Origin of the sequence: Pseudomonas sp. NFACC13-1 (genome assembly GCF_900104425.1) — a bacterium.
GTDB classification, from domain to species: Bacteria; Pseudomonadota; Gammaproteobacteria; order Pseudomonadales; family Pseudomonadaceae; genus Aquipseudomonas; species Aquipseudomonas fluorescens_AA.
In genome coordinates this window covers 352,381-376,424 of sequence record NZ_FMXV01000002.1, presented here as the reverse complement: position 1 = coordinate 376,424, position 24,044 = coordinate 352,381, and the positions used below count along the sequence as shown (strand labels likewise).

The following is a 24,044-nucleotide window of genomic DNA, read 5'->3' as shown; positions in this document are numbered from 1 at the left end:
AGTTATTCCTCGTCCTTGATGGTTTTGCCGACAGGCGAATTGGCGAATTTGAACAGGTAGGAGTAATCGGACTTGTAGGGGCTCTTGACCGGGGTCGCCATGGAGTGGCAGTTCATGCAGCTGCTGTTGGGCTGGATGTAGCTTTCCATGGTCACGTTGGCCGAGAGGGCGGGGGTCGGCTGGCCCAGTGGATTGCTGGGGTTGTCCGGCATCAGCGGGCGCTGGGTGGTGATGAGTTGGTAGTACTTCAACACGCTGCGTTGCAGGTCCGGGTCGCTGCGGTAACGGGCGTTGACCTGGTTGGTGACCTCGGCGATCGGGGTGAACCGGTTCAACGGGTTTGGGGTCTGGAAGGTGGTGCCGGGTTTGGGCACGCAGACCAGGTGCGCGCCCTGGGTCTGCCAGTCGCAGGGTGACTGGTTGAGGCTGGCTGCTGGCGCGTTGGGGTTGAAGTAGGAATAGGCCGTGCCGGCTGCCGGCTGGTCGACCCATACGCCGTTTACCAGCACTTTGGGCGCAACGTTGTCGATCTGTTCGAAGGTCGACCAGATCCACTGCGGATAACCGTTCACCTTGGTGATGATGTGCAACCCCACCAGGCCCAGGTAGGCCTCGGTGACGCCGGTGCGCTGGCCTTGGTCGTCGAACGTGGCTACGCGCGCAAGCATGGTCAGGTAGCGGCTGGCATTGTCATGGGGGGTGAGGATGCGCCAGCTCGATTTGACCTCGATGACCCCGTAGGGAAAGTTGATGTTGTTGGCTTTGGACACCACGTCGGCGTTATAGAACTGGTTGGCGACGATGTAGTTGTAGGAGGTCTCGTTGGCCGAGATGTCGTAGTAGGTCGGGTTGCCGGCCTGGTCGATCAGCCAGCCGCCGACGGCCTGGTCGACGGCATTTACCTGGGAGCTGTTCTTCAGCGCGGCGATGTTGATGATGCCCAGGCTCTTGGCCAGTTGCGGGGTGTTCCAGGGGCCTGGATCGGCTCCCCGTGGCAGGAAGGTTTCTGCCACGGTCTTGTAGGTCTGCCAGACGGTGTAGCCAGGGTCCCCCGGTTGCTTGCTGCAGTCGGGATCCCCGCGCTGCCCTGCCTGGGCGGGCCAGTTCACGGCGATGAACAGCTGCCAGCTGTATTGATCGAACAGGTCCTGGCTGGCGTTGGCCGCCGGCGCCGTGCTGGGGGGCTGGCAATTCAGGCTGGAGGCCTGCGTCCGAGGCATGGTTTGTTCCTGGGATTGCTCCAGGGCCAGGGCCGGAAGATTGGCCAGACCCAGTAGTACCAGGGTGAAACGCAGTGAAATGTTCATGGCGATTCTCCGTCATTGCTCAGGGTTTGCGCTGCATGAGCTTGTTCCACTGCGCCTTTTGCCCGTTGCTCTGGGACGCCGGTGGCTCGAACAACTGGCAGGGCGGTGGATTCGCCGGGCACATCGCGGCCACCTGCGCCCAGGTCTGGGCAGGGTCCGGTCTGGCGATGCGGAAATGGGTGTAGTTCTGGCTGACGATGGGGGCATTGGCGACGCTGGTGTCGCCGGAGAAAAAGAACGATTGGGGCTGCCGGTAGGGCGGTTGTCCCGACATCTTTTTGTAGAAGGCATAACCGAACAGGATCGGCCCCTGTGGCGATTGCAGGTCCAGCGCGTAGGCCTGCACGCTGGCGTCGAGGTTTTGGCTGCGCTCGGCGCTGTAGGGCAGGTGCTGGATGAAGTCTTGGCGCGGCGGATGATTCATCGGCGAGAACATGCAGCAGGCCGGCATGTCCTTGGGGCGATCCTGCGGGTAGGTCAGGAAGTACGCCTTGTTGCCCAGGGATACGAAGGAGCAGGTGTAGTTGTTGTTCTTGATCGGGAAGATCGGCAGGCAGTACTTCTCATAGTGCTCCATCATCGCCCCGAAGCCGTCGCCATCGGCCGGGATATAGGCCGTGTCGTAGTAGCTGGTGCCTCGGGAGACGGTGTAGTCCGCCGGGGTCAGGGTGGAGGGCGGATTGCTGTAGGGCGGCGGGTTTTTTTCGTAGTTGTGCATCACCCGGTACATGGTCCAATCGCTGATCCAGAATGCCGGGAAGAACGGATCGGAAGGGTCGCCCGGGGCGCGTTTGGCGATGCAGTTGCCGTTCTGTTCGTTGCACCCCTCGGTGTTGTGCACGCCCATGGTGAAGTAGACGGCACCGCTGTCCTGGGCGAACAGCGGAGCGCTGGACAGCAGGATCAACAGCAACAGCCGGTTCAAGATACTGGTTTTCATAGGTCATTCCTTTGAAAAGTACCGGGTGACACTGTGGGCGAGCCTGTGGGTGCAAAGCCTGTGTGGGAGCAAAGCTTGCTCGCGATGAAGGCACCTCGGTCTTTCGAATGACCGCGTTATCGTTCATCGCGAGCAAGCTTTGCTCCCACAGGCTCAGCTCCTACACAAGCTCGCTCCCACAGTGGTTTATCTTTCCTGGGTGAACAGCGTTACGGTCAGAGGTTGTCGTAGTCGCTCATCTTGAGTTGTTGTGGCGGATAGTTGCGCTTCACCAGCTTCTTGGCCCACAGCTCCAATACCGCGCGGCGGCTCTGGGACATGTCACGGGTGATGGGCATCGAGAGCGTGCTTTCTTCCTGGTAGGGCTTGCTGATCAGCACAATCAACTGGTCGATGGCGCCTTCGACGCGTGCCTGGGAGTTGAGCGGCATGTACTTGTTCATGATGGGGTACAGGTAATAGAAGGTCTGCAGGATGCGTGGGTAGAGGAAGCCCTCCCACAGCTGCGTGGCGGCGTTCTGATCCTTGTAGACGGTGTTCCAGTAGTTGATGAAGTCCTGTTGCAGTTGCACGTCCAAGGGCAGGACGCGGAGCGGGGCGAGGAAGTCGATATAGGCTTGGGGAACGGGGAAGCTGAAGGGGATGACCGGATCGCTGTCGCCGTCCTTGACGAAAAAACGCAAGGTCGGGAAGCCCGGGGCCACGGCCCTGAAGCTCACTTGGGCGATGCCGTTGGCGTCGGTAGTCGTCGTTACATAGGAGTAATCCACCTGGGTGGTCGGGTAGTCGCTCAGTGTTCCAGTGACGTAGACGCCGGCGTCGAATGCCAGGCAAGGGCGTAAGTTGACCGCAATCGGTTTGCCCGGACCATTGAGGAAATCCTGGTACCCAACCGGTGTGCTCGTCGGCCGATGCATGTTCTGCAGGTCGGTAAGCCGGCGGCCGCTGCCAGTGGCCAGGTAATTCGGTACGGGGGGCGCATCATTGAACTGCGGTAGGTTGGCGTGGTTCAGGTTACGGTCTGTCGGATCGTCATAAAACAGCGTGAAGTTCGCCGCATTACTGAATGCCAGGTAGTAGTCGCTGGTCGTCACCATGTAGGGGTTGCCGTATTCCGCGACCCACAACGTGGTGTTGGCGGCCGGCACACCATTGTTCTGCACCATGATGGTCAACGTCTTGTGGTCGCCCACGTCGATGAAACTGCCGCTTTCGATGACCTCGGCGGTCCACGTCTGCGCAGTGGCGGCTACCACGGGGGCCGCCGGGGCCGGGCCCTGTTGTTGCAGCTCCAGCGGCGCTGATTGCAAGGTCGCCTTGTCCGCGTCGCTGAGGGTGAAGTCCAGCAGCCCCGAGCGTTGGTCGAAGGCTGACTGTTGATACTGCGCGAAACCGAAGTCGACCACCGGGGTGAATACGTCATTCTGGCGTACACCCAGTTGATAGTCGCCGGCCTGGAATTTTTCGGCGATCAGGATAGGGGCATTGGGCTCTATCGGATAGAACGGGAATGTGTTGGCCAGATCCAGGGACAGGGTGTTGCCGGTAATCTGCACCGAGGTCACGCCCAGCTTGGTGTTTTGGGCCGCCGCGCCTGGCTTAGCGACGGCGACGGCCTGCGCGGGCACCAGGCGCCGGCCAGCGGGGGCGGTGGGGTATTCGTCGGCGAACCAGAGGCCCAGGGTGGCGGCGGTGCGGCTGTAGGCCGGGTTGAAGAAAATACCGGAAACGTTGTCCAGGCCTTGCTGATACATCGCTTGCAGACGAGCCGTATCCGAGGGGGCGTTGGAACGGGTGTTGACGTACGGGAAGTCGTTGAAAACACCGTTCCTGTCATAGCAGGTCAGGTAGGTGGAGAACCTGAACATCAGGCCCTGTGCACCTTGCAGCTTCATCTGCTGCTGAAGGTTATTCAGCAACGCCGAATCGCCGATGACCCATTCCAGGTTTTCCTGGGGAAAGCAGGTCTGCCAGGTGGTGGTGACATACACCAGGCCCCGGAAGGTGCTGGCCCAATTGAAGTTCAGGAAGCGATCCATCATCCGATACTGGCGATTGAGGGTCAGGCCACACGTGGCATCCCCCAGCATCAGCTTGTCGAAGTACAACGCGGTGAAGGTGTTCTGCCACGGGCTGACGTCCACGAAGCGCGCGGCCGTCGGAGTGTTGCTGCCAAAGGGATTGCCGAGTAATTGGTAGTCCCTGCCAACCAGCGCATCCTCGGTGATGTAGGTGTTGGCCTGCAGCTCGCCGCCAATGATCGTTGAGCGAGTCCCCTTGTAGCTCACCGTGCCGCAGGCATTGTCGCCAAACAGATCCCATTCGGCGGGCATGTACGGGTAGTTGTTCGGGTTGGCATTGGTCGGCACCTGCAGCACATAGGTTGGCAGGTCTGCCATTGCCAAGGGCTTGATGGCCCAGGGCATCAACTGGGTGGGGGCGTTCGTGGCGTTGATGCCGAAGTGGCTCATGAACGGCCAGTTGATGTCCGCGTTGACCGCGTCATACAGCGGAAACACGTCGTTATTGTTGGCCGTCGGTGGGTTCCAGAACATATGGCCGTTGAGGTAGATACGGGGGAAATTCAATACGCTCATGTCATGCTCCTTAGCGTTGCCACTGGGCGCGTTTCAGCGACCAGACAAAGTCCAGTTTTTTGTAGCCGTCGAATGCCGAGGGCGGCAGCGGAGTGGTGGGATAGACGATGCCGCCCCCCTGGTTCAGAGCGAAATTGAAGTAGCCGTTGTCGTTCGAGTAGGCGGCGGTGCCGTGGCAGGCCAGGCAGGACGAGGTGTTCTGGAACGCCGATTCCAGTTGCGAATTGGCGAGTACCTGGGTGATGGGTTGGAACTCGACCCCGATCAACTCGTACTTCGACAGGCTCCGGTTATTAGCCTGGAAGCTGGCATTGACCGGCTTGGCGGCCGCGGTCGGCCCGGTGGTGTTGGTCATCGGCGCCGGCGTCGGGGCATTGGTTACGGTGTACTTGCTGTTGTTGATGTTTTCGAAGGTGGTCCAGACCCAGTCGGCGTTCAGTTTGTTGACGACATGCAGGCCGCTCAATGCCACATAGCCGACCTGGTAGGTACCGTCGTCCTGCTGGTAGTAGGCCTGGGCAATGTAGTAGCCGTCGTTCACCAGGGTTTGTCGGTAGGTCGTGTCCGTGCCGATCCACAGCCACGCGGCTTTCAACTCCCAGGCGGTGGGTGGAAAGTTCAGGTCGTTGGCCAGGGCGGCCTGGCCATTCACGTTGTAGACCTGCTTCTTCACGATGTAATCGAACGTGTCCTTGCCCATCAGTAACTGAAAGCGTACGGGCTGGCCTTGTTGGGCATCGGGCACGGCACCCCCCATTTGCAGGATCAGGCCATCGACCTGTTGGGTGGCATTGATGTTATGAAAGGATCGGGACAGGTCCATGCCCTGTGCCTTGGCTTGCGTCACCACCGCGGCCGGGAGCGGCGCTGAGCTGTCATAGGTGCCCGGTGGTGCGCCGTTGGGCAGGTAGACCTGGTCCGAAGGCTTCATCGTCTCCCACACGAGATTGCTGCTTTGCGCGGTGCTGGGTTGGTTCAAACAGACGAACCAGTTCCAGGCCATGGTCTCGGGACTCTGGGCAAACGCGGTCCGGGTCTTGTTGATGTCTGCTCCAAACTGCAGGAAGTTGCTGCAATCGAAGTTGTTGGTGTCCTGTGCCTGGGCCAAACCGGCCAGGGCACCGAGAACGGTTATGGAAATGGCTCGCCGCATGGAAGCTCCTTGGCATTCGCCGTATCGGCATGAGGGTGCCCCCGGAAGTGTTCCAGGAGCAGTTGCTTCACCGCCGTGGCCGCAAGGTGCTGCGGCAACGACAGATCACAATTGGTGATGAGCAGCGGGCCGGTCTTCTCGCTCGCGGGCAGTCGTCCGTGGCTGCCGCGGACCAGGCGGGTGTCCAGTGGTATCAGGTCCATGTAGTAGCGAAAGCCGAGTTTTTTCTGGAGCAGGCGGCGCGCCACTTTCAATTTCGGGAAGCGAATGGCCGGGTCGATGAACAGCTCGAGCGGGTCGTAGCCTGGCTTGCGATGGATGTCCACGGTGCGGGCAAAGTCGGGGGCCTTGCGGTCGTCGAACCAGTAGTAGTAATCGAACCAGCAACCGGCGGCGGCCACGGCCACCAGCTCGCCGCTGCGCGGATGATCCAGGTGCCAGGCCCGTTGTTCGGTTTTATCCAGCACCTGCTCGATGCCGGCCTGGCGCTGCAATAGCGCCTTGACGCGAGGGATGTCGCGCGCCTGCTTCACGTAGATGTGCGCGACCTGATGGTCGGCCACGGCAAATGCCGCGCTGGCACCGGGATCGAGCAACTCCCAGGTCAGCGATTGGCGGACCTGCAACAAGCCTTCGGCGCGTAGCAACCGGTTGATGGAAACGGATTGGGTGACGGCTTCGATCCCGTATTCGGACAGCAGCATCACCGCCGCGCCCTGTGCTTGGGCAAAGTCCAGCAGACGCCCGACTTCGCTGTCGATGGCGCGCACCTCGTCGGCAATCGACGGATGATCGGGGCCCAGGCGTTGCAGGCTGTAGTCGAGATGGGGCAGGTAGATCAACTGCAGGTCGGGGCGGTCGAGCTGGAATTCGGCGATGGCGCAATCGACGATCCAGCGGCTCGAGGCGATGCCGGCCGCCGGGCCCCAGAAGCTTGGAAAGGGGAATTCGCCGATCTGCTGTTCGATACGCTCGTGCAACGAGGCCGGCGCAGAATACAGGCCGAACATCTTGCGGCCATCGGCCGGGTAATGCGGCCGCGGGGTAATGGCGGCGTCCACGTCCGCATACATGTTGTACCACCAGAACAACTGGCTGCAGCGAAACCCGGGGTACTGGCGCTTGAGTGTCTGCCAGACTTTTTCCCCCTGGATCAGTGCGTTGGGTTGCAGCCAGAAACGCACTTCGGCCTGATCGCGGAAATACCAGCCGTTGCCGACGATGCCGTGCTCCGACGGTGGCTGGCCCGTGAGGATCGAGGCTTGCACCGTGGAGGTGACCGCCGGGAACACCGGTTGCAGCGTGGCCATCCTGGCCGTTTTCAACAGGGCATTGATGCAGGGCGTCGCGGCCCCCAGCAGTGCGGGCGTCAGGCCGACCACGTTGATCAGCAGCAACGGCTGGCGCGCAGGCTCAGAGGACATCGGCACAGGCCTCCAGCGCTTGGGGTTGCAGCAACTGGCGCTGCTGCAACTGATCCTCGACCCAGTGCAACTCCGCCGCGATGCCCTGGAGTTGGGCGTACTCGGTGGTGGGTCGCAACTGGCTGGGCAGGACGCCCCAGCTGTAGGTTTCCACTTCCAGTACCGGGCGAAAATCTCCATGGTCGGCCAGAAAATCGAAGGTCTGTGTAAGGGCGACCTGGCTGCCGCTGAGTTCGGGCAACAGCAGGTGTTCGCTGAACAACGGAATGTGGAAGTGGATCCTCAGCTCGGGAGGGGCGTGGCCGTCCTGCTCACACTCGTACAGGGCCGCGGGAAGGTCGGCCCAGGCTGATAACCGGTCCTGTCCAGCGCGGGCTTTGACTTGGTGCAGGTAGGTGGGTTCGGCAAAACCGCCCAATGTCTTGAGCACTTGTTCGCGCCGCTGCGCATCCTCAGGCAGGCGGCAAATCAGCGCATTGGATAGCTGGATCTTGCCGATGGGGACCCGGGCCCGACGCAATCGGTCCAGTGACTGATAGCAGTCTTCGAACATCACGGCCTGATGGCAGACGTCAAAACACAGCGCCAGGTGTTCATGGTGCGGGTCCGTGGCTTGCCAGTGACGAAAGAAGGCGATGGCCTGGTCGGTGTTTTCCAGCACGCAATCGGGCTCCATTTCCAGGCAGATCACGATCTTCTTGCCCGTCTCCCGTTGCAACCGGGCCAGCGCGGCGGTGAGCTCGCGCAGTTGCTGCTCGGCACGTTGCTGCAACGTCGGGCTCCAGTGGGCGGCATAGCCTAGCGGCAGGCTGGAGATCACCCCCTGGGCACAGTCGGCTGGCAGGGCCTGGGCGAGAAATCGAGCCAGGTCCAGGCTGTACGCCAGCCGCTGCGGATCGGCCCAACTGGGCAGGTAGACGTCGGCTTTCACCGCGCCCTGGTGAAATTGGCCGTAGGGGAAACCGTTGAGTGAGGTCAGGCGGAGTCCGTTGCGTTGCAGCAGGTCGAGGAAATCCGCACGGGCGGACGCCTGTTGGAGCTCGGCGGCGGCGACGGCGCTGATCCACAATCCACTGTCTTGGGTGTCGAGCCCGCGCAGTGTACGGACGGTCTGGAAATGCCGTTCGATGGAAGCGCGCAGCCCGCCCAGGTCATGGGTCGGGTGCACGTTGCTGCAATAGCCGATCTGCGTGGCCGTCCAACCCGTGTGGGCACTCATTTGATCACCGGCTCCTGGCCCCGCAAGGCAGAGTTGTCTTGCCACTGTCGCCGCTGGTCGATGGGCAGGGGCGTGCTGACCAGGGTTTTGTCCAGCTGGCCGCTCTGGGCAAAAAAGTCCACCGGGTTGTGGAACAGCACCTGTTCGACCTGGGCTTCACTGAAGCCGGCGGCCAGCATCGCCTGACCGGTCTTGGGCACTTTGAGTGGGTCGCTGATGCCCCAGTCGGCAGCGCTGTTGACCACCATTTTTTCTGTGCCGTACTGCTGCAGCAGCGCGACCATGCGCTGTTCCGACATCTTGGTGTTGGGGTAGATGGAATGGCCGCGCCAGCAATCGCTGTCGAGCACCAGGGGCAGGGTCAGTTCGTTGAGGTGGTCGATGATCACCAGGTGTTCGGCAATGCCGACCTCGCGAATGACCGCGAGTGTACGCTTGGTGCCACCGATCTTGTCGCGGTGCGGGGTGTGCACCAGCACCGGCAGGTTGAATTGTTTGGCCAGCTCCAATTGGGCGGCGAGAAAGCGATCCTCTTCCGGTGTGATGTCGTCGTAGCCGATTTCACCCACCGCCACCACGCCATCTTTCACCAGGTAGCGTGGCAGGATCTCCAGCACTTCATTGGCCACCGACAGGTCGTTGGCTTCCTTGGGGTTCAGGCCGATGGTGCAGAAGTGATGGATGCCGAACATGCTGGCGCGAAAACGCTCCCAGCCCAACAGCGTGTCGAAGTAGTCGATGAAGCTGCCGACGCTGGTCCTGGCCTGGCCCTGCCAGAAGGCCGGTTCGATCACGCCGGTGATGCCGGCGGCCGCCATGTTCTGGTAGTCGTCGGTGGTGCGGCTGACCATATGGATATGCGGGTCGAAGTACTTGAGCATGGTGAATCCTCGTCAAAAAGGCAGGGGAGGAGCGGGTATCAGTTCGGCAAGGTGCCGCCCAGGTGCGCCTGCCATGGCGGCGGCAAGCGTTGTTGCCGGGCCAGCCCGGCCAGGCGCTGACGTTGCGCCGGGCTCAGCAAGGCAAAGGCAATCACGTGGGGCAGTCCGGCGGACACCGTGCGTTCGGCGGCGAGTTGTTCGTCCAGCAGGTCGAGGGCCAATTGGTTGAGCGTGACGCCTTGTCGTTGCGTCAGGCCGACCAGGCGCCCTACATCGAGGCCCATGCCCAGGGCTTTCAACACCAGTTGGTTGAAGGCCCGTTCGTCGTAGTGACGCGATGGGTAGGCGGTGTCCAGGGCGAGGGCGGCAAACACCTGGCTGTTGCTGGTACGCCCGGCCTGAAGTGCTAGCCCGACGCAGAGGCCACCGCTGTCGAGCCAGTCGAGGGCTTTCAAGGTGGCGATCTTTTCCTGGTCGTCGCCCCACAGGAACAACTGGCGCAGCAAGGGCACTTGCCCGGTGCCGGGTTGCAGTTCCAGGACCTGGGCCAGCAGCAATGCCCGCGCCAGTTGGACATTGCTCCAGCCGTCGGTGCCGGGCTGGGCACGCTCCTTGAGGTGGCGCTTGCACTGGCCGCTCAGGAGCGCCGCGGTGTTGGCGTCCGGGCGTTGGGCAAGTTGCGCCTGCGCCGAGAGCCACCATTGCCGTTCGGTTTCATCGAGTGACTGGATGAAATGCCGGCGTTGTTCGTTCAGGCAGTCCTGGCGCATGTCGAGGGCTGCCGATGCCGATGCTGTAACGTCCGTGTTCATGTGGGTTTGATCCAGCGTTGGAAATGAGGAAGCAGGAAAAACACCAGGACACATAACAGGCTGCCCAGCGGCTGGTTGGCGACGGCCAGCACCAGGGCATCGAACAACGGCAGGGCGGCCAGGCCCGCACCGATAAAGGCGCGGACCTGCCGTTGCCGCGGGTTGGCCAGGTTGCGCCAGTAGTGCCAGCCCAACCAGCCAAGCCATATCAGCAGGACTGGCCAGAACCAGGCGTTGTCTGCGTAGATCGCCAACGCCAGTGGGCTCAACATCAGCAGCAGCGGGAGACGGCTGATCAGTTGATTGCGGTGTTCCTGGCGGGCCAGGTAGGTCAGGCCGCTGATGTAGACGCCGAGCAACAGGGCGCAGAGCCAGATCGGTTCGGGGGGCATCGCCAGGCTGGCCGCCGCGGTGAGGTAAAGCGCCGAGCGACAGGCCCCCATCAGCCAGACGCTGTGGGCGTATTTCTTGTGCAGCAGGTTGTAACCGAGGATGCAACCCACCAACAGCGTGGCGCTGCCCAGCAGCCAGTGCGGTTGTTCGATCAACCGGCTCAGGCCCAGCAGCGCGGCCGCGGCCAGCACCAGTAGCAGCGCCGTGGCCAACCGCACTTGCTGGCGGCTGACCAGGCCCAGGGTGATAGGGCGCGGATTGTGGTGGCGTTGGTCCCAGTCGGCGTCCAGCAGGTCATTCAACAGCATGCCGGCCAGGTACAGCAGCGACAGTGCCGCCAGCAGCAGGAGCCACACCAGGGACGACGGCGGTGCCAGGGCCCCTGCGCTGCTGGCGAGCAGGGCGGCGGCCAGGGTGTTGGTCCACACCGTGGGCAGGTTGGACACGCGCCCGAGGGTCATCCAGGTCTTGAGGTCCGGCGACGACGGGTTCATTGCGCACAGCTCTCGTTCAGTGCGAGTGCAGGGTCGGCCTGAGTGCAGAGCCGTTGCAGCGCCCGCTCCATTCGTGCGGTATCGATTTCATGCACGTCCACCGACTCGCCGATCCGACTGAGCATGGGGATGGAGAGCTGCCCGCCCAGATGCTGGCGGAATTCTTCCAGCCCGAGCAGAACCTGCGAGCGTCCCTGTGCATCTTTCAAGGTCAACTCCGGCGGGTTCAGGCAGAAGCCGAGCTTGAGCAGCAGGTGCAGCACCCGGTCGCTGTCGGCGTCGCTCAACAACCCCAGGGCATTGGCATAGAGGCCATCCAGGGCCATGCCCACAGCGACGGCTTCACCATGGCGCAGTCGGTGGTGACTGAGGTTTTCCAATTTGTGGGCGGCCCAATGCCCGTAGTCCAATGGCCGCCCATTACCGCGTTCGAAGGGATCACCGGCACCGGTGATGTGCGCCAGGTGCAGTTCGGCGCAGCGGCGGATCGCGTAGCGGCTGGCCGCGTGATCGAAGTGGGCGAGGGCGTCGGCCTGTTGCTCCATCCACTGGAAGAACGCCTGGTCCTTGATCAGCGCCACCTTCACCGCCTCGGCCAGCCCGGCGATCTGGTCGCGTCGGCTCAGGCTGGTCAGCAATTGAAAGTCGTTGATGACCGCGGTGGCGGGGTAGAAGGCGCCCAGCAGGTTCTTCTGGCCAAAGGCGTTGATGCCGTTTTTCACACCGATGCCGGCGTCGTTCTGGGCGAGTACGGTGCTGGGGATGCGAATCAGGCGAATGCCGCGGTGGAAGGTGGCGCAGGCGTAGCCCACCGCATCGAGTACCGCGCCGCCACCGAGGGCCAGCACATAGCAATGCCGGTCCAGGCCATGTTGCAGCATGTCGCTGTACAACTGCTGCAACACCTGGGAATCCTTGCTCGATTCGCCGGCCGGGACCGCGATGGGGGGCGCCTGCAAATGCAAGTCCGGAAAATGGCTGGCGAAGTAGGTATTGATCTGTGCCAGCAGGTGCGGAGCGCTGTGCAGCAGTTGTTCATCGGCGAACACCAGCACCGTTACCTGGCCGCGGTGTCCGGCAGTGAGCTGACGATGCAGGCAGGGATTGAGCGGGTCGAACAGATGATCGGTGAACACCACCGGGTAGTCGTAGCTGACCTTGAAGCGCCCGTGCAACGGTTGCTCCGTGTCGCGTCGGCGAATGTTCTTGAACAGGCTGTACCCGGCGATGAACAGCCCGGGCAATACCATGCTGGCGAGCAGGGTCACCAACAGCGCGTTCTGTTCGACGAGAAAGGTGCCGATGGCACTGTAGGCCAACGCGAGGCCGGCATTGGCCAGGGTGGTGACCAGGATGAACGCGCGCAATGGGTAGCGTTGCATGCCGGCGGCGACGACCGAGGTTTCCGCCAGCACCGGGACGCCGCGCAGGCAGATCAACGACAGCGTGCCCAACCGGTAGGCCAGTTGCCCCGGCTGGCGTTGATGCAGGCCCAGGCGACCAGACAGCAGGCGCAAATAACCGGCTCCCAGCGCATAACCCAACCCGGCCCCCAGGCACAGGCCGACGAAAATCACCAGGTATCCACCCAGGCTGCCAAGCATCGCCACGGCCAGTAGCGCGACCATGCTCGACGGCACCGGCAACACCACGTCCAGCGCCAGCAGGGCAATCAGCAGCAAGGCCAGGTTGAGTTTCTGCGCGGGCGTCGAGGGCAGGTACAGGTTGAGATGGGTCAGGAAATCCTGGATCTGTTGTTCGAACAACAGGAAGCTGGCGATCACCAGGCCTGAAAAGCAAACCAATGACAGCCAGAAATGTCCGGCTGGTCCTTTTTGCGAGCGCGAACGATACCCACGGCCATGCTTCATCAAGCATCCCTCTTGTTGATATGACTGATTCCGTGTCAGTAATTGAAAGCAACGCCAAGTGTGTTTTTCAGGCCAATAGACGCTCTCGCCCGAGGGGCTGTCAGGTGTGGTTGAAGATCTGGTTGGAGACAGGTTTGAATCTAGACGGCCAGGGTGTTTTTGCAAGGCCATCTGATGGCAATTTGATTTGGGGCGCCATTTCCCGTCTCAACCCATTGCCCAGGGGGTTCAGGGCCTCGAATACCCGCGCAGCTGCGCCGGGCTGGCGCCCAGGCGTTGCTTGAACAGCGTGGTCATGTGTGCCTGGGAATTGAAGCCGCAGATGTGGGCGATGTCGGTCAGTCGGGCGGTTGAATCGCGCATCAGCGCCCGTGCCTTGGCGAGGCGTCGGTCGATCAGGTAGCTGTGTGGGCTTTTGCCAGTCGCCTGCTTGAAAGCCCGCATGAAATAACCTTCGGACAAGCCCAGCAGCCCCGCCATTTCCTTGACCCCCAGCGGGCCGTCGAGACCGGCGTCGATGAATTCATCGAGCAGGCGCATCCGGCCGCCCGTGATCGAGCCGTGGGAGTGTGCCGAAAACCGCTTGTGGTCCTTCACTCGCTCGGCCAGCCCGAGCGCCCAGGCTTCCCAATCGTCCTCTGCCGTGGCACGCAGCAGTGCGCTGCGCATTCTCAAGGCGAGGGTGATGGCCTGCGGGTCAATACGATTGTTGAACGCATGTTTCGCCGGCAACGCCAGGCCGTCGGTGCGCACCATCCGTAGGTATTCACCGCCCCGGGGGGATTCGGAGAACACGTCGCACCCGGCGGGAACGAATGCCAGGCCGTTGGGCAGCGCCTCGAAGGGCAACACGCGGTCGCTGCCGATGGCGTGCCGGCCGCGCTGACTGTCGAAGGCAAAACCGATCGCCGACTGGGGCGCGACGTAGCGAGTCGCGTAGGCACAGCCGGGAAGCAATTCGATCGCCCAGGGCCCTGCCTCGATACGACGGACCGGTTCAGACAGGGGCGGTGGTGGATGCTTTCGCGGGTTCATGAACAGCATAGTAATGAAGAGCGGGCCTGAAAGTCAGGTCAGTTTTCTGAAAGCCCCGTCGCCGTCGCGCTGATTAGACTGGGCAAAACCAGGAGGCCCAATCATGCTCACACTGACCCGCGACGACATTGAACACGCTGCCCGCCATCTCTATCAATTCATGCCCGCCACGGCCCAATACGCCTGGCCGTTGCTGGCTGAGCGGTTGGGGTGCACGGTGTGGGTCAAGCACGAGAATCACACCCCGACCGGGGCCTTCAAGGTGCGCGGCGGCCTGACCTTCGTGCATTGGCTCAGGCGCGAGCATCCCGAGGCGAAAGGCATTGTCACGGCGACGCGCGGCAACCATGGCCAGAGCCTGGCGCTGGCGGCCACTGCCTTGGGTCTGAAAGCGTTGATCGTCGTGCCGCAAGGTAACTCGGTGGAGAAGAACAATGCCATGCGTGGCTTTGGTGGCGAGGTGGTCGAACATGGCCGCGATTTCGATGAGGCCCGGGAAGAGGCAGCACGCCTGGCCCACGCTCAGGGGCTCTACCTGGTGCCGCCGTTCCATCCAGAGTTGGTTAGGGGCGTGGCGACTTATGGGCTTGAGCTGTTCAAGGCGGTGCCGGACCTTGACACGGTCTACGTGCCGATAGGCTGTGGGTCGGGGATTTGCGCAGTCATTGCCGCCCGCGATGCCTTGGGGCTGAAAACCCAGGTGGTGGGCGTGGTGTCCACCGAGGCCGTCGCGGCGAAGTTGTCATTTGAAACGGGAAGACTGTGTGAGACCGCTTCGGCGAATACCTTTGCGGACGGTTTGGCCGTGCGTAGACCCATTCCCGAGGCCTTTGCCATCTATGGGGCCGCTGCGGCGCGGATCGTCGCGGTCAGCGACGCGCAAATAGCCGAGGCCATGCGGGTGTATTACACCGACACTCATAACCTCGCCGAGGGCGCAGGTGCCGCGGCCTTGGCGGCACTCATGCAGGAGCGTGAAGCGATGCAGGGGAAAAAGGTGGGGGTCATTCTGTCCGGTGGGAATATCGACCGGCCGGTGTATGCCCGGTTGATTGGCTGAGCTCTCGTGGCGGGAAACGCTGGGGGATATTTAGATCGATTATTTCTTACGGTTATTGATATAGGTTTGGATGGAATATCCATGACCGAAGAATCGAAGCTGCCGTTTGGAAAGTATCTGCAATGAAATCGTAGTGCATGCAGCAGCAGACGACTTGGCGTGTGTCGCTCCGGTAAGCCTGTCTGAACGTTCATTCCTGCTGTTCGATCGCCATCTTGTCGGGTCCGGGTCAATGCTTAGAATCCGCCCCATCAGCTTGTCCGACTCTCGAACCTTACAGGGAACACCACCATGATGAACGCCATGCAGATGCCAATGCCGATGAACGCCAACATGCCGATGATGCCAATGATGGGCATGCCGATGATGATGGCGACCATGACCTGCGAAATGATGGACGATGGCATGATGTGCAAGATGATGCCCGCCGCCGGCATGGACATGGCCATGTTCAAGAACAGCGCCGACATGATGCAGATGATGATGAACTGCGGCATGCCGATGATGATGCACTGCGGCAACATGAGCATGATGTGCATGTCCCAGTCGAGCATGGCCATGCCGATGGCGAGCATGATGATGCCAATGCCGATGATGGGCATGCCGATGCCGATGATGAAGTGCGTGATGGAATGCACGGTGATGGCGGACTGCATGATGTGCAAAGTCATGCCGATGGCGGGCATGAACATGGACATGATGAAGAACTGCTGCGCCTTGATGATGAAGATGATGGACGACTGCAGCATGCCGATGATGATGAGCTGCAACGGCATGCCGATGATGTGCTGCACCTGCTGATTACCGCCGGGCAACATCCTTGAGACTGGCCCCGTGGCGAGGTCAGTCCAGGCGTTCCGGGTAGGTGACCACCAGATACGCCACCGCTTCGCTGTCGGCCGGGTTGCGATAGCGGTGTGGTTGGTCGGCATAAAACAGAATCGAGTCACCGGTGGAGAGCAGGTAGCGCTCGTCGTTGACGCTGATCTCCAGCACACCCTGGGACACCACCAGGTTCTCCTGGACACCAGGCCCATGCCCTTCGGAGTGTTCCTCCCCCAGCGGGCTCAGGCGCAGCTCGTAGAATTCCGACTGGCGTGCCACATCGAACGGGAACAGGGCACGGCTGACGAAGGCGCCACTGGCGCTGACCAGGCGTTTGCTCTGGCTGACTGACAGCACCGCCACCCCCTCGAAAGCCCGATGTTCCAGGAACGCGGCAACCGACACCTTCAGGCCCTTGGCGATTTTGCACAGCACCTTGATCGAGGGCACGCTGCGTCCTGACTCGATCTGCGCCAGCATGGCCCGGCTTACCCCGCACTGGCGGGCGAGGGCGTCCAGGGACAGGTGGCGCTTGCCGCGAAGGCGTTGCAGGTTCTGCGCGACCCGTTCGCAAATCGGATCTTCATCCAAGGTTTCCAGGTTGTTCAGATCCACTTCGGGTTCGTCGGCACTCGCCAAAAAGCGCGAGGGTTCCTGGGCGCTCACGCCTGGTACGTCCTGGTCGGCTGGAACGCCTGGACCCACTGGAACGCCTGGTAACCGGCATTACGCGCGTACATTTCCCACATGGCCCGGGCCAGTTGCTGAGCCTGCTTGCGTTTGCGGAACTGGACGAAGTCGATAACGTTGTCAGTCGGTTTCATAAATAAGGCACTTCACTGTCGTGACCAATGGGACGGGATGAGCTGAGAGTACGTGGTTATGTTTATAACCATAAATACTGATTGTTTATTTGTTAATGCTTTTAAGTGCTTAGTGAAGCGCCTTGATCAAATCACATGGGCGCGCTGCAGTTCGGTCAGGGCCAGCGCCTTGAGTCGGGCCAGCAACGGGTCGCGCCGGTCTCGCGGATGGTCCAATTGCACCGTCAACGCTTGGCGAATGCGGCTGGGGCGGTTGTCCATCACCAACACCCGGTCGCTCAGGTACAGCGCCTCGTCGACATCGTGAGTCACCAGCAACAAGGCGATCCCGTGCCGCTCGGCCAGTTGCAGCAACAGATCCTGCAATTTCATGCGGGTGAAGGCATCCACGGCGCTGAAGGGCTCGTCCAGCAACAGCACCTGCGGTCGCGCATACAGGCCGCGGGCAATCGCCACCCGCTGCGCCATACCGCCTGACAACGCCTTGGGCAACGCGTCGGCAAAACCCCTGAGGCCGACTTCCTCGATCAACTGCGCGACCCAGGCCTTGTCGTAATCGTCGTCATCACTGAACCCGATGTTCTGTTGCACCGTCAGCCAGGGCATCAAGCGCGGTTCCTGGAACACAAAGGCCAGGTGTTCGGTGTGACTGAGCAGTTGCCCTTCGAAGTCTTTCTCCAGACCGGCGACGATGCGCAGCAAGGTGCTCTTGCCACAGCCGCTGGGGCCCAGCAGGCACACGGTTTCGCGGGGTTGCAGTCGCAGGTGGATATGATTGAGCACGGTGGTGTCGGCGAACGTCTTGCGCTCGACGTGGATGTCCAGCAGGGCTTGGGTCATGGCTCACTCCTCGGTGCCATTAAAGGTGTCGCGCCAGGCCAGGAAATGTTTTTCCAGGGCGGCGAGGATGCCGTCGCTGAGCTTGCCCAGCAGGGCGAGCACGATGATCGCCGCCAGCACGATGTCCGGACGCGAGGTTTCGCGGCCATCGCTAAGCAGATAGCCCAGGCCTTTGGTCGCGGCGATCAGCTCGGCGGCCACCAGGAACATCCAGGCCAGGCTCATGCCGCCGCGCAACCCGGTGAACAGGCCGGGTAGGGCGGCGGGCAGGAGAATCCGCCGCACCAGACGGCGGCGGCTGAAGCCGTACATTTGGCCGACCTCCACCAGCTTGCGGTCGATGTCGCGAATCGCTGCCACGCCATTGAGGTACACGGGAAAGAACGCGCCAATGGCGATCAGCACCACCTTCGAGGTTTCGTCGATGCCCAGCCACAGCAGGAGCAATGGCACCCAGGCCAGGCTGGGGATCGAGCGCAGGCCGGCGAAGGTCGGCTCCAGATAGGCTTCGGCCTCCCGGCTCAAGCCAACCCAGGCGGCGAAGACCAACGCCAGGCTGGCGCCGATGGCAAAGCCCAGCAGCACTCGCAACAGGCTGGCGCTGATATGTTTCCAGAGCGCACCTTCGGCCAGGTTGCCGAGGGTCAGGGCGATCTCGCTGGGGGCCGGCATCTGGTAGGCGGGCAGCCAACCGATGCGCACGATGATCTCCAGGAACACGATGATCAGCACCGGCAGGGCCAGCCCCTTGAGGCGCAGCCGCCAGCGGTCGGGATCGAACAGGGGCGCTTTGCCCGATGCGGGCAGGGCCAAATGGGGGCTGGAAAGGTCTTTGCTGTCACTGCTCATGGCGTTCCTCCGGCAACGCCGAATCCGCGCCAGGCGCGGATCGGCTGTCGCCTGGGCAAGGGTTATTGACGGGCCACGGCCTGCTGGCGGCCGGTGTCGAGCAATTGATCGATCACCTGGTCCACATTCACCCCGCGACGAACCAATTCTTCCGAGACCAGGATCGGCGCGGCAGCCTTGGAAGCCAGCACATCCTTGGCACTCAACTGCGGGCTGCCCAGGTCGGTGCGGGACAGTTGCAGCCGGGCGACTTCCAGCGGCAGTCCGGATTCGTCGGCCAGCAATTTGGCCAGCTCTTGCGGATGCTCCACCGCCCAGGCCCGGGCCTGTTCGTAGGCCGCAAGAACGGTGTCGATGGTCTGCGGATGCTCCTGGGCATATTTCTCCGTGACGCTGACCACGCCGTAGCTGTTGAAGGCGGGGTTGCGATACAGCAGGCGCGACCCGGCTTGTACTTCGCTGGCGGCCATGTGCGGGTCGAGACCGGCCCACGCATCGACATCGCCTTTTTCCAAGGCGGTGCGACCATCCGGGTGCTGCAAGTGCACCAGCTCCACATCGTCTTTCTTCAGGCCGGCCTGTTGCAGGCTGCGCAGGGTGAACAGGTAGGGATCGGTGCCTTTGGTGGCGGCGATTTTCTTGCCCTTGAGGTCGGCGACCGTCTGGTACGGTGAATCCTTGCGCACCACCAGGGCGGTCCATTCGGCGCGGCTGTAGACATACACCGACTTGATCGGGCTGCCATTGGCCCGGCTCAGCACCGCGGCGAGACTGGCGGACGAAGCGAAGTCGACGCCGCCGCTGTTGAGGTATTCCAGGGAGCGGTTACTGCCTTGGCTCAGGACCCAGCTGACCTTGGTCTGGGGCAGGGCCTTTTCCAGGTAACCAAAGTGCTTGAGCACCAGGCTGACCGGCGAGTAATAGGCGTAATCCAGGTGCACTTCGGCCGGAGGGCTTTCTGCGGCCTGGGCCAGGGTCGGCAGGCTCAACGCCAGGGCACAGGCACCGATCAGGGATCTGGCGAGGGCCAGTGAAAAACGGAAATCGGGTTTCATGGAGCAACTCCAGCAAGGTGGCGAGAAGGCAATGTTCTTATTTCCGAAAGATCGGAGCGCGGAAGAGAATCGCGCTTGAAAGGAATATTGCAGGCTCTGTGCCATGGCCGGCGAAAGGGCGGTTTCCGGGGTGCTGCCATGGGGTGAAGGCTTCAAGGAAATGTTGCCCGGGCAGCAGTCTGTTGCGGCACTGTTGGATCATGGACAGTGGCTGCTTGTGACTATGAGCTTATGCGTTAAAAGAATTTCGAATGTGAATTGCAAGAGCGTTATGTTCTATTAAATTCATTCAGGAATGCCTTCATGAAGTTCGCCCGATCCCTGCGCCGTCTGCTCCTCAGCACATTGTTCGTCGCTCCTTGGCTCCAGGCCAGTGAGCCGTTGGTCCTGCATGTTGGCGACCAGAACTACTACAACGTGCGGGCTTCGGTGGAGGCCTCGGGGGTGCTTGAGGGCGCTCCCTACCGCGTCGACTGGAAACACTTCCAAGCCGCCGCGCCCCTGGCCGAGGCGCTGAATACCGGCGACCTGGACCTGGGTTTCCTCGGCGATTCTGGTTTTCTATTCCTGGCTGCCAAACAGGCACCGGTGAAACTGATCGGTGTTTCGCGGCAGAACCCGGACACCATTGCGCTGTTGGTGCCCAAGGACTCACCGGTCAAGACCATCGCCGACCTCAAGGGCAAGAAGGTCGCCTATTGGCCCGGCGCCTGGAGCCAGCAACTGACCCTGCGCGCCCTGGAGCAGGCCGGCTTGCCGGAGAACCATGTGGAATTCATCAAGCTGATGCCGATCGACGCGGCGGCGGCCTTGCCCCAGGGCAGCATCGATGCCTTTCCGGTGTGGGAACCCTACATCTCGCAACAGATCCTGTTCTCCGGCGCCCGGCCGATCCTGACGGCGAAAAACCTCATGCCCGGTCTCAGCGCCATTGCCGCTTCGACGCCGGCCATCGACAGCAAGCGCGAAGCCATCGCCGACTTCCTCGGCCGCGTGAAACACGCCCGCACCTGGGTCGACAACCACACCGACTCATACGCGGACTTGTGGGCGAAAAAGGCCAACCTCGACCAGAACGTCTCACGCCATTGGTTGCGCCAGGCCCACATGAGCGTCGGCCCGGTGGATCGACAGGCCGCCGCCGACCTGCAAAGCACCGCGGACTTCCTGTTCAAGGTCAAGGCGCTGTCGGCCCCGCTGGCCACCGCCGGGATGATCGACACATCCTTCAGCCAAGCCTTGAGCGAATAAGTCCCACCGTTTTTTGAGTCGCTCGCCAACATCTCATGCAGCTTCAATCCCCTGTGGGAGCGAGCTTGCTCGCGATAGCGGCGGGTCAGCTTGCGGGGATGTTGAGTGTGCTGCCGTCATCGCGAGCCAGCTCGCTCCCACCGTTTTTTGAGTCTCTCGCCAACATCCCATGCAGCTTCAATCCCCTGTGGGAGCGAGCTTGCTCGCGATAGCGGTGGGTCAGCTTGCGGGGATGTTGAGTGTGCTGCCGTCATCGCGAGCCAGCTCGCTCCCACAGTATTTTGAGTCGCTCGCCAACATCCCATGCAGCTTCAATCCCCTGTGGGAGCGAGCTTGCTCGCGATAGCGGTGGGTCAGCTTGCGGGGATGTTGACTGTGCTGCCGTCATCGCGAGCCAGCTCGCTCCCACCGTTTTTTGAGTCGTTCACCAACATCCCATGCAGCTCCCACCGTTTTCAAAGACGGATGTCTTCAGGCCCTCTGATCGGCGCTTCAATCCTCGTACCTGTCAGTCGTTCTTCATTGGAAAAACCGTCGTAGTCGGCCAGGTCGCCGAAGCGGATACCGGTCAACGCTTCAATTTGATCAACGCTGCGTCGGTAGGTCTTGAGCGCTCCGAACACAAGTTCCAATTTTTCCAGCTCCTGACGCTGGTCAATCATGTAGGCACTGGCCGAAGGTTTACCGTCGTCACCGAGAAAGGCCACGACTTTCCAGAACGCAGTGGGGATCTGTACGCCTCTGTACGTTTGATCATCGTCCCGGAACAAAGGCCCGGTAAATATCGTCGCCCTGGCTTTCCACCGGCGCGTGTTATCGAGGATGTAATCCTCAAGCTCGAGCCAGGTCTTTTGATTGAAGGCTGCCATCTGTGGCGAGCAATTGGTGAAGTGGAAGGTGTCGTTGTTGGCGGTCTGTGCATCGGAGCCCCAATTGGGATCCTGTCGTCTGACCAGATGACCGCGATCCAGCAAATTGCCAGCGTACAGCGCTTCTCCAATCTGGGCATCGCTGGGGATTCGACCGTCGTATGCCCAGGCATCACGACCCCGGGCGATCTCGACACTGCTGGCGCCATCGATGTTGACGCCCGCCATCAGGGCCAGGCGTCGCCGTCGCGACAGAACGATGGAGAAGTGCTGATAATCCAGGCGATTGTCGACGGTGCCGGTCGGGTAGACGTCATCGACCAACGCCGCTGCTACGCTCGGCCAAGGCACGATGAAGTCGCCGAGAAAGCCGCTGTCGTATCCCCGTCGGTCTTGCAACTGCACCGCCGGTGTGACGAGCGGCTCTGGCTGTTTGCCCAGTGTGCCGGACACGCGCCTGACGGGTTCCTGCAGGGGCTGCAGATCGGCAAGCCGTGGTCGATGGGCGAAGTCCACCGGGAGTCCTTGTGGTGGCATGATCCTGCCTCGCTGAATGGGAACGAAAGTAATCAGCAAACGTAGTGATCATGCTCCGGCACCATGAATTTTTTATGATGCTGCCTTGCGGACAAAACCGCGAAGTTGATCGCTGGCCGGTGGCTAGGCCGCCTCCGCCGCCATGGCCGCCCGGACGCTGGGGCGTGCGGCGACTCGGGTCATGAACGACGCCAGCACCGGCCAGTCCCCGATCTCGATATCGAACGACGGCAGCCAGTTCAAAACGGTAAACAGATAACCGTCGGCCAGGCCGAAGCTGCCCATCAGGTAGTCCTGTCGAGCAAGGGCCTGGCTGAGGTAGTCCAGGCGCTTGAACAGTCTTGCCTTGAAGATCGCCTTGGTGGGCTCTGCGATGTCGGCGTTGAACAGCGGGGCGCAGCCGCTGTGGATTTCGGCGCTGATGAAGTTCAACCACTCCTGCAGGCGAACCCGCTCCCAGGTGCCATTGGCCGGGGCTAGCATGTTGCCGGGAGCCAGGTCGGCCAGGTACTGGACAATGGCGGGACCCTCGGTCAGCACGCTGCCGTTTTCCAACACCAGGGCGGCCACGTAGCCCTTGGGATTGATGCTCAGGAAGTCGAGCCCGTCGGCGGTTCGCTTGGTCTTGTTGTCGACCCGGATCAATTCGAAGGGCAGGCCCAATTCCCGCAGCACGATGTGCGGGGACAACGAGCAGGTCATGGGGGCAAAGTACAGTTTCATGGTTTCCTCACAGGCGGGGACGGGCCGCCAGAATCGGTGAGGCGCGGAACATTTTCAAAGGACATCTTCAGTGCTAGCGTATGACAAAATCTCATGAGTGCAGCAAACCTCCATGGCCAGCCGAATTCCTTCTCTCAATGGCCTTAAAGCATTCGAGTCAGCCGCCAGGCACATGAGCTTTACCAACGCCGCAGCAGAGCTGAACGTCACTCAAACAGCCATAAGCCATCAGATCCGCCGGCTCGAAGAGGAACTGGGCGTGCGCTTGTTTCTGCGGCTCAAGGACGGCCTGGCCCTGACCGCTGAAGGTCAGGCCTATTTCCCAGGCGTTCGGGCCGCCTTCCATGAACTGCGCTATGGCACGCAGATGTTGCTGGAAAGCCGCAACAACAGTGTCTTGACGATCAGCACCCTGGTTTCGTTTGCCTCCAAATGGTTGCTGCCGCGCCTGGCCTCCTTCCAGCAGGCGTTCCCCAATATCGATGTGCGCGTCACTGCATCCACCGAACGGGTGGATTTTCGCAAGGGCGGCGTCGATGCGGCCATCCGTTACGGGGTCGGCGACTGGAAGGGCGTGCGGGCCGACTGGCTGATGGCCGATGAAATCTTCCCGGTCTGCAGTCCCAGGCTGTTGCAAGGCCCTACCCCCCTGCAGGACCCCGGCGATCTGGCCCGGCACACCTTGTTGCAGGTCAGCGGGGTGACCCGTGACGACTGGCGTTCGTGGTTGAGTGCCGCTGGCCAACCGAACAGACTGGCCGAAGGCAGCCGGCTCACCTTCGACCTGGCCATGATGGCTGTGCAGGCGGCGGTCGACGGCCTGGGGGTGTGCATCGGCCGCTCAACGTATGTCGAGGACGACCTGAAGGCGGGCCGCTTGGTTGCGCCCTTCGATCTGCGACTGAAGTCTGACCTGGGGTTTTATTTCGTCACCCCACATGAACTGGCCGATGTCCCAAAGGTGCAGGCCTTTAGAACCTGGTTGATGGATTCGGTGGGTTTTGGCGCCGAAACATAATTACGCCGTACCGTTCAGCCCCCGGCAAACCAGCCGATAGCCTATAAAGGTCCGGTTACTTTCAGGG

At 61.7% G+C, this 24,044-nt stretch carries 22 protein-coding genes; 4 read left to right on the top strand and 18 right to left on the bottom strand.

What is annotated here, in order from left to right; genetic code table 11:
• Positions 1–2: 2 nt before the first annotated feature.
• The 11 genes from BLQ55_RS04140 to BLQ55_RS04090 form a co-directional block, all read right to left on the bottom strand.
• A complete protein-coding gene (locus BLQ55_RS04140; RefSeq protein ID WP_092204350.1) occupies positions 3–1,307 on the bottom strand; it encodes a hypothetical protein in 1,305 nt (434 codons plus the stop codon).
• 19 nt (positions 1,308–1,326) lie between these two features.
• Complete coding sequence (locus tag BLQ55_RS04135) at positions 1,327–2,247, bottom strand: hypothetical protein (protein WP_092204351.1); 921 nt, start codon at positions 2,245–2,247, stop codon at positions 1,327–1,329.
• Positions 2,248–2,462: 215 nt separating this feature from the next.
• On the bottom strand, positions 2,463–4,844 hold the full coding sequence (locus BLQ55_RS04130; RefSeq protein WP_092252535.1) for a hypothetical protein: 2,382 nt from the start codon (positions 4,842–4,844) through the stop codon (positions 2,463–2,465).
• 10 nt (positions 4,845–4,854) lie between these two features.
• A complete protein-coding gene (locus tag BLQ55_RS04125) occupies positions 4,855–5,997 on the bottom strand; it encodes a hypothetical protein (protein ID WP_092252533.1) in 1,143 nt (380 codons plus the stop codon).
• Positions 5,976–7,421, bottom strand: coding sequence for an alkaline phosphatase family protein (locus BLQ55_RS04120; RefSeq protein WP_092204354.1), 1,446 nt, complete (start codon positions 7,419–7,421; stop codon positions 5,976–5,978). Before BLQ55_RS04120 ends, BLQ55_RS04125 begins: the two co-directional genes overlap by 22 nt.
• Positions 7,411–8,640, bottom strand: a complete 1,230-nt coding sequence (gene eboE, locus BLQ55_RS04115) for a metabolite traffic protein EboE (RefSeq protein ID WP_092252531.1) — start codon at positions 8,638–8,640, stop codon at positions 7,411–7,413. Before eboE ends, BLQ55_RS04120 begins: the two co-directional genes overlap by 11 nt.
• Positions 8,637–9,521: a TatD family hydrolase gene (locus BLQ55_RS04110; RefSeq protein ID WP_060741816.1), complete on the bottom strand. Its 885-nt coding sequence runs from the start codon at positions 9,519–9,521 to the stop codon at positions 8,637–8,639. The genes eboE and BLQ55_RS04110 overlap by 4 nt, the downstream gene beginning before the upstream one ends.
• Before the next feature lie 38 nt (positions 9,522–9,559).
• On the bottom strand, positions 9,560–10,333 hold the full coding sequence (locus BLQ55_RS04105) for an EboA domain-containing protein (protein ID WP_092252529.1): 774 nt from the start codon (positions 10,331–10,333) through the stop codon (positions 9,560–9,562).
• A complete protein-coding gene (locus BLQ55_RS04100; RefSeq protein ID WP_092165105.1) occupies positions 10,330–11,220 on the bottom strand; it encodes a UbiA family prenyltransferase in 891 nt (296 codons plus the stop codon). Before BLQ55_RS04100 ends, BLQ55_RS04105 begins: the two co-directional genes overlap by 4 nt.
• Positions 11,217–13,091 carry a 3-dehydroquinate synthase gene (locus BLQ55_RS04095; protein ID WP_092252527.1) on the bottom strand — a complete coding sequence of 625 codons (1,875 nt, stop codon included), beginning with the start codon at positions 13,089–13,091 and terminating at the stop codon, positions 11,217–11,219. The genes BLQ55_RS04100 and BLQ55_RS04095 overlap by 4 nt, the downstream gene beginning before the upstream one ends.
• A gap of 228 nt (positions 13,092–13,319) precedes the next feature.
• Positions 13,320–14,135 (bottom strand): helix-turn-helix transcriptional regulator, encoded by an 816-nt coding sequence (locus tag BLQ55_RS04090; RefSeq protein WP_092204359.1) that lies wholly within the window; start codon positions 14,133–14,135, stop codon positions 13,320–13,322.
• Between the two features lie 94 nt (positions 14,136–14,229).
• Here BLQ55_RS04090 and BLQ55_RS04085 point away from each other — a divergent pair, with 94 nt between their 5' ends.
• Together BLQ55_RS04085 and BLQ55_RS32405 are read left to right on the top strand one after the other, a co-directional pair.
• Positions 14,230–15,186 carry a threonine dehydratase gene (locus BLQ55_RS04085; RefSeq protein ID WP_092252525.1) on the top strand — a complete coding sequence of 319 codons (957 nt, stop codon included), beginning with the start codon at positions 14,230–14,232 and terminating at the stop codon, positions 15,184–15,186.
• Between the two features lie 291 nt (positions 15,187–15,477).
• A complete protein-coding gene (locus tag BLQ55_RS32405; RefSeq protein ID WP_256326521.1) occupies positions 15,478–15,987 on the top strand; it encodes a hypothetical protein in 510 nt (169 codons plus the stop codon).
• A 42-nt stretch (positions 15,988–16,029) separates the two neighbouring features.
• On the opposite strand, the gene BLQ55_RS04075 is transcribed toward BLQ55_RS32405, so the two are convergent.
• The 5 genes from BLQ55_RS04075 to BLQ55_RS04060 all read right to left on the bottom strand — a co-directional run bounded on the left by BLQ55_RS04075 (position 16,030) and on the right by BLQ55_RS04060 (position 19,579).
• Positions 16,030–16,620 (bottom strand): helix-turn-helix domain-containing protein, encoded by a 591-nt coding sequence (locus BLQ55_RS04075; protein WP_371128518.1) that lies wholly within the window; start codon positions 16,618–16,620, stop codon positions 16,030–16,032.
• Positions 16,621–16,673: 53 nt separating this feature from the next.
• Positions 16,674–16,835, bottom strand: coding sequence for a hypothetical protein (locus BLQ55_RS32115; protein ID WP_170847644.1), 162 nt, complete (start codon positions 16,833–16,835; stop codon positions 16,674–16,676).
• Between the two features lie 126 nt (positions 16,836–16,961).
• The gene (locus BLQ55_RS04070; protein ID WP_092204362.1) at positions 16,962–17,675 is read right to left on the bottom strand and encodes an ABC transporter ATP-binding protein; all 714 of its coding nucleotides are present in this window, start codon (positions 17,673–17,675) and stop codon (positions 16,962–16,964) included.
• Between the two features lie 3 nt (positions 17,676–17,678).
• Entirely contained in the window at positions 17,679–18,524 is an 846-nt protein-coding gene (locus BLQ55_RS04065; RefSeq protein WP_092252523.1) for an ABC transporter permease, read from the bottom strand.
• 62 nt (positions 18,525–18,586) lie between these two features.
• A complete protein-coding gene (locus BLQ55_RS04060) occupies positions 18,587–19,579 on the bottom strand; it encodes an aliphatic sulfonate ABC transporter substrate-binding protein (protein ID WP_092252521.1) in 993 nt (330 codons plus the stop codon).
• A 303-nt stretch (positions 19,580–19,882) separates the two neighbouring features.
• On the opposite strand from BLQ55_RS04060, the gene BLQ55_RS04050 reads away from it, so the two are divergent.
• On the top strand, positions 19,883–20,830 hold the full coding sequence (locus tag BLQ55_RS04050; RefSeq protein WP_092252517.1) for an ABC transporter substrate-binding protein: 948 nt from the start codon (positions 19,883–19,885) through the stop codon (positions 20,828–20,830).
• A 455-nt stretch (positions 20,831–21,285) separates the two neighbouring features.
• Here the strand turns inward: BLQ55_RS04050 and BLQ55_RS04045 are convergent, their stop codons facing one another.
• Both BLQ55_RS04045 and gstA read right to left on the bottom strand, forming a co-directional pair.
• A complete protein-coding gene (locus tag BLQ55_RS04045; RefSeq protein ID WP_092252515.1) occupies positions 21,286–22,236 on the bottom strand; it encodes a DNA/RNA non-specific endonuclease in 951 nt (316 codons plus the stop codon).
• Positions 22,237–22,359: 123 nt separating this feature from the next.
• On the bottom strand, positions 22,360–22,959 hold the full coding sequence (gene gstA / locus BLQ55_RS04040) for a glutathione transferase GstA (protein ID WP_092198550.1): 600 nt from the start codon (positions 22,957–22,959) through the stop codon (positions 22,360–22,362).
• A gap of 112 nt (positions 22,960–23,071) precedes the next feature.
• Between gstA and BLQ55_RS04035 the strand changes: the two genes are divergently transcribed.
• Entirely contained in the window at positions 23,072–23,977 is a 906-nt protein-coding gene (locus tag BLQ55_RS04035; RefSeq protein ID WP_092252513.1) for a transcriptional regulator GcvA, read from the top strand.
• Positions 23,978–24,044: the final 67 nt, after the last annotated feature.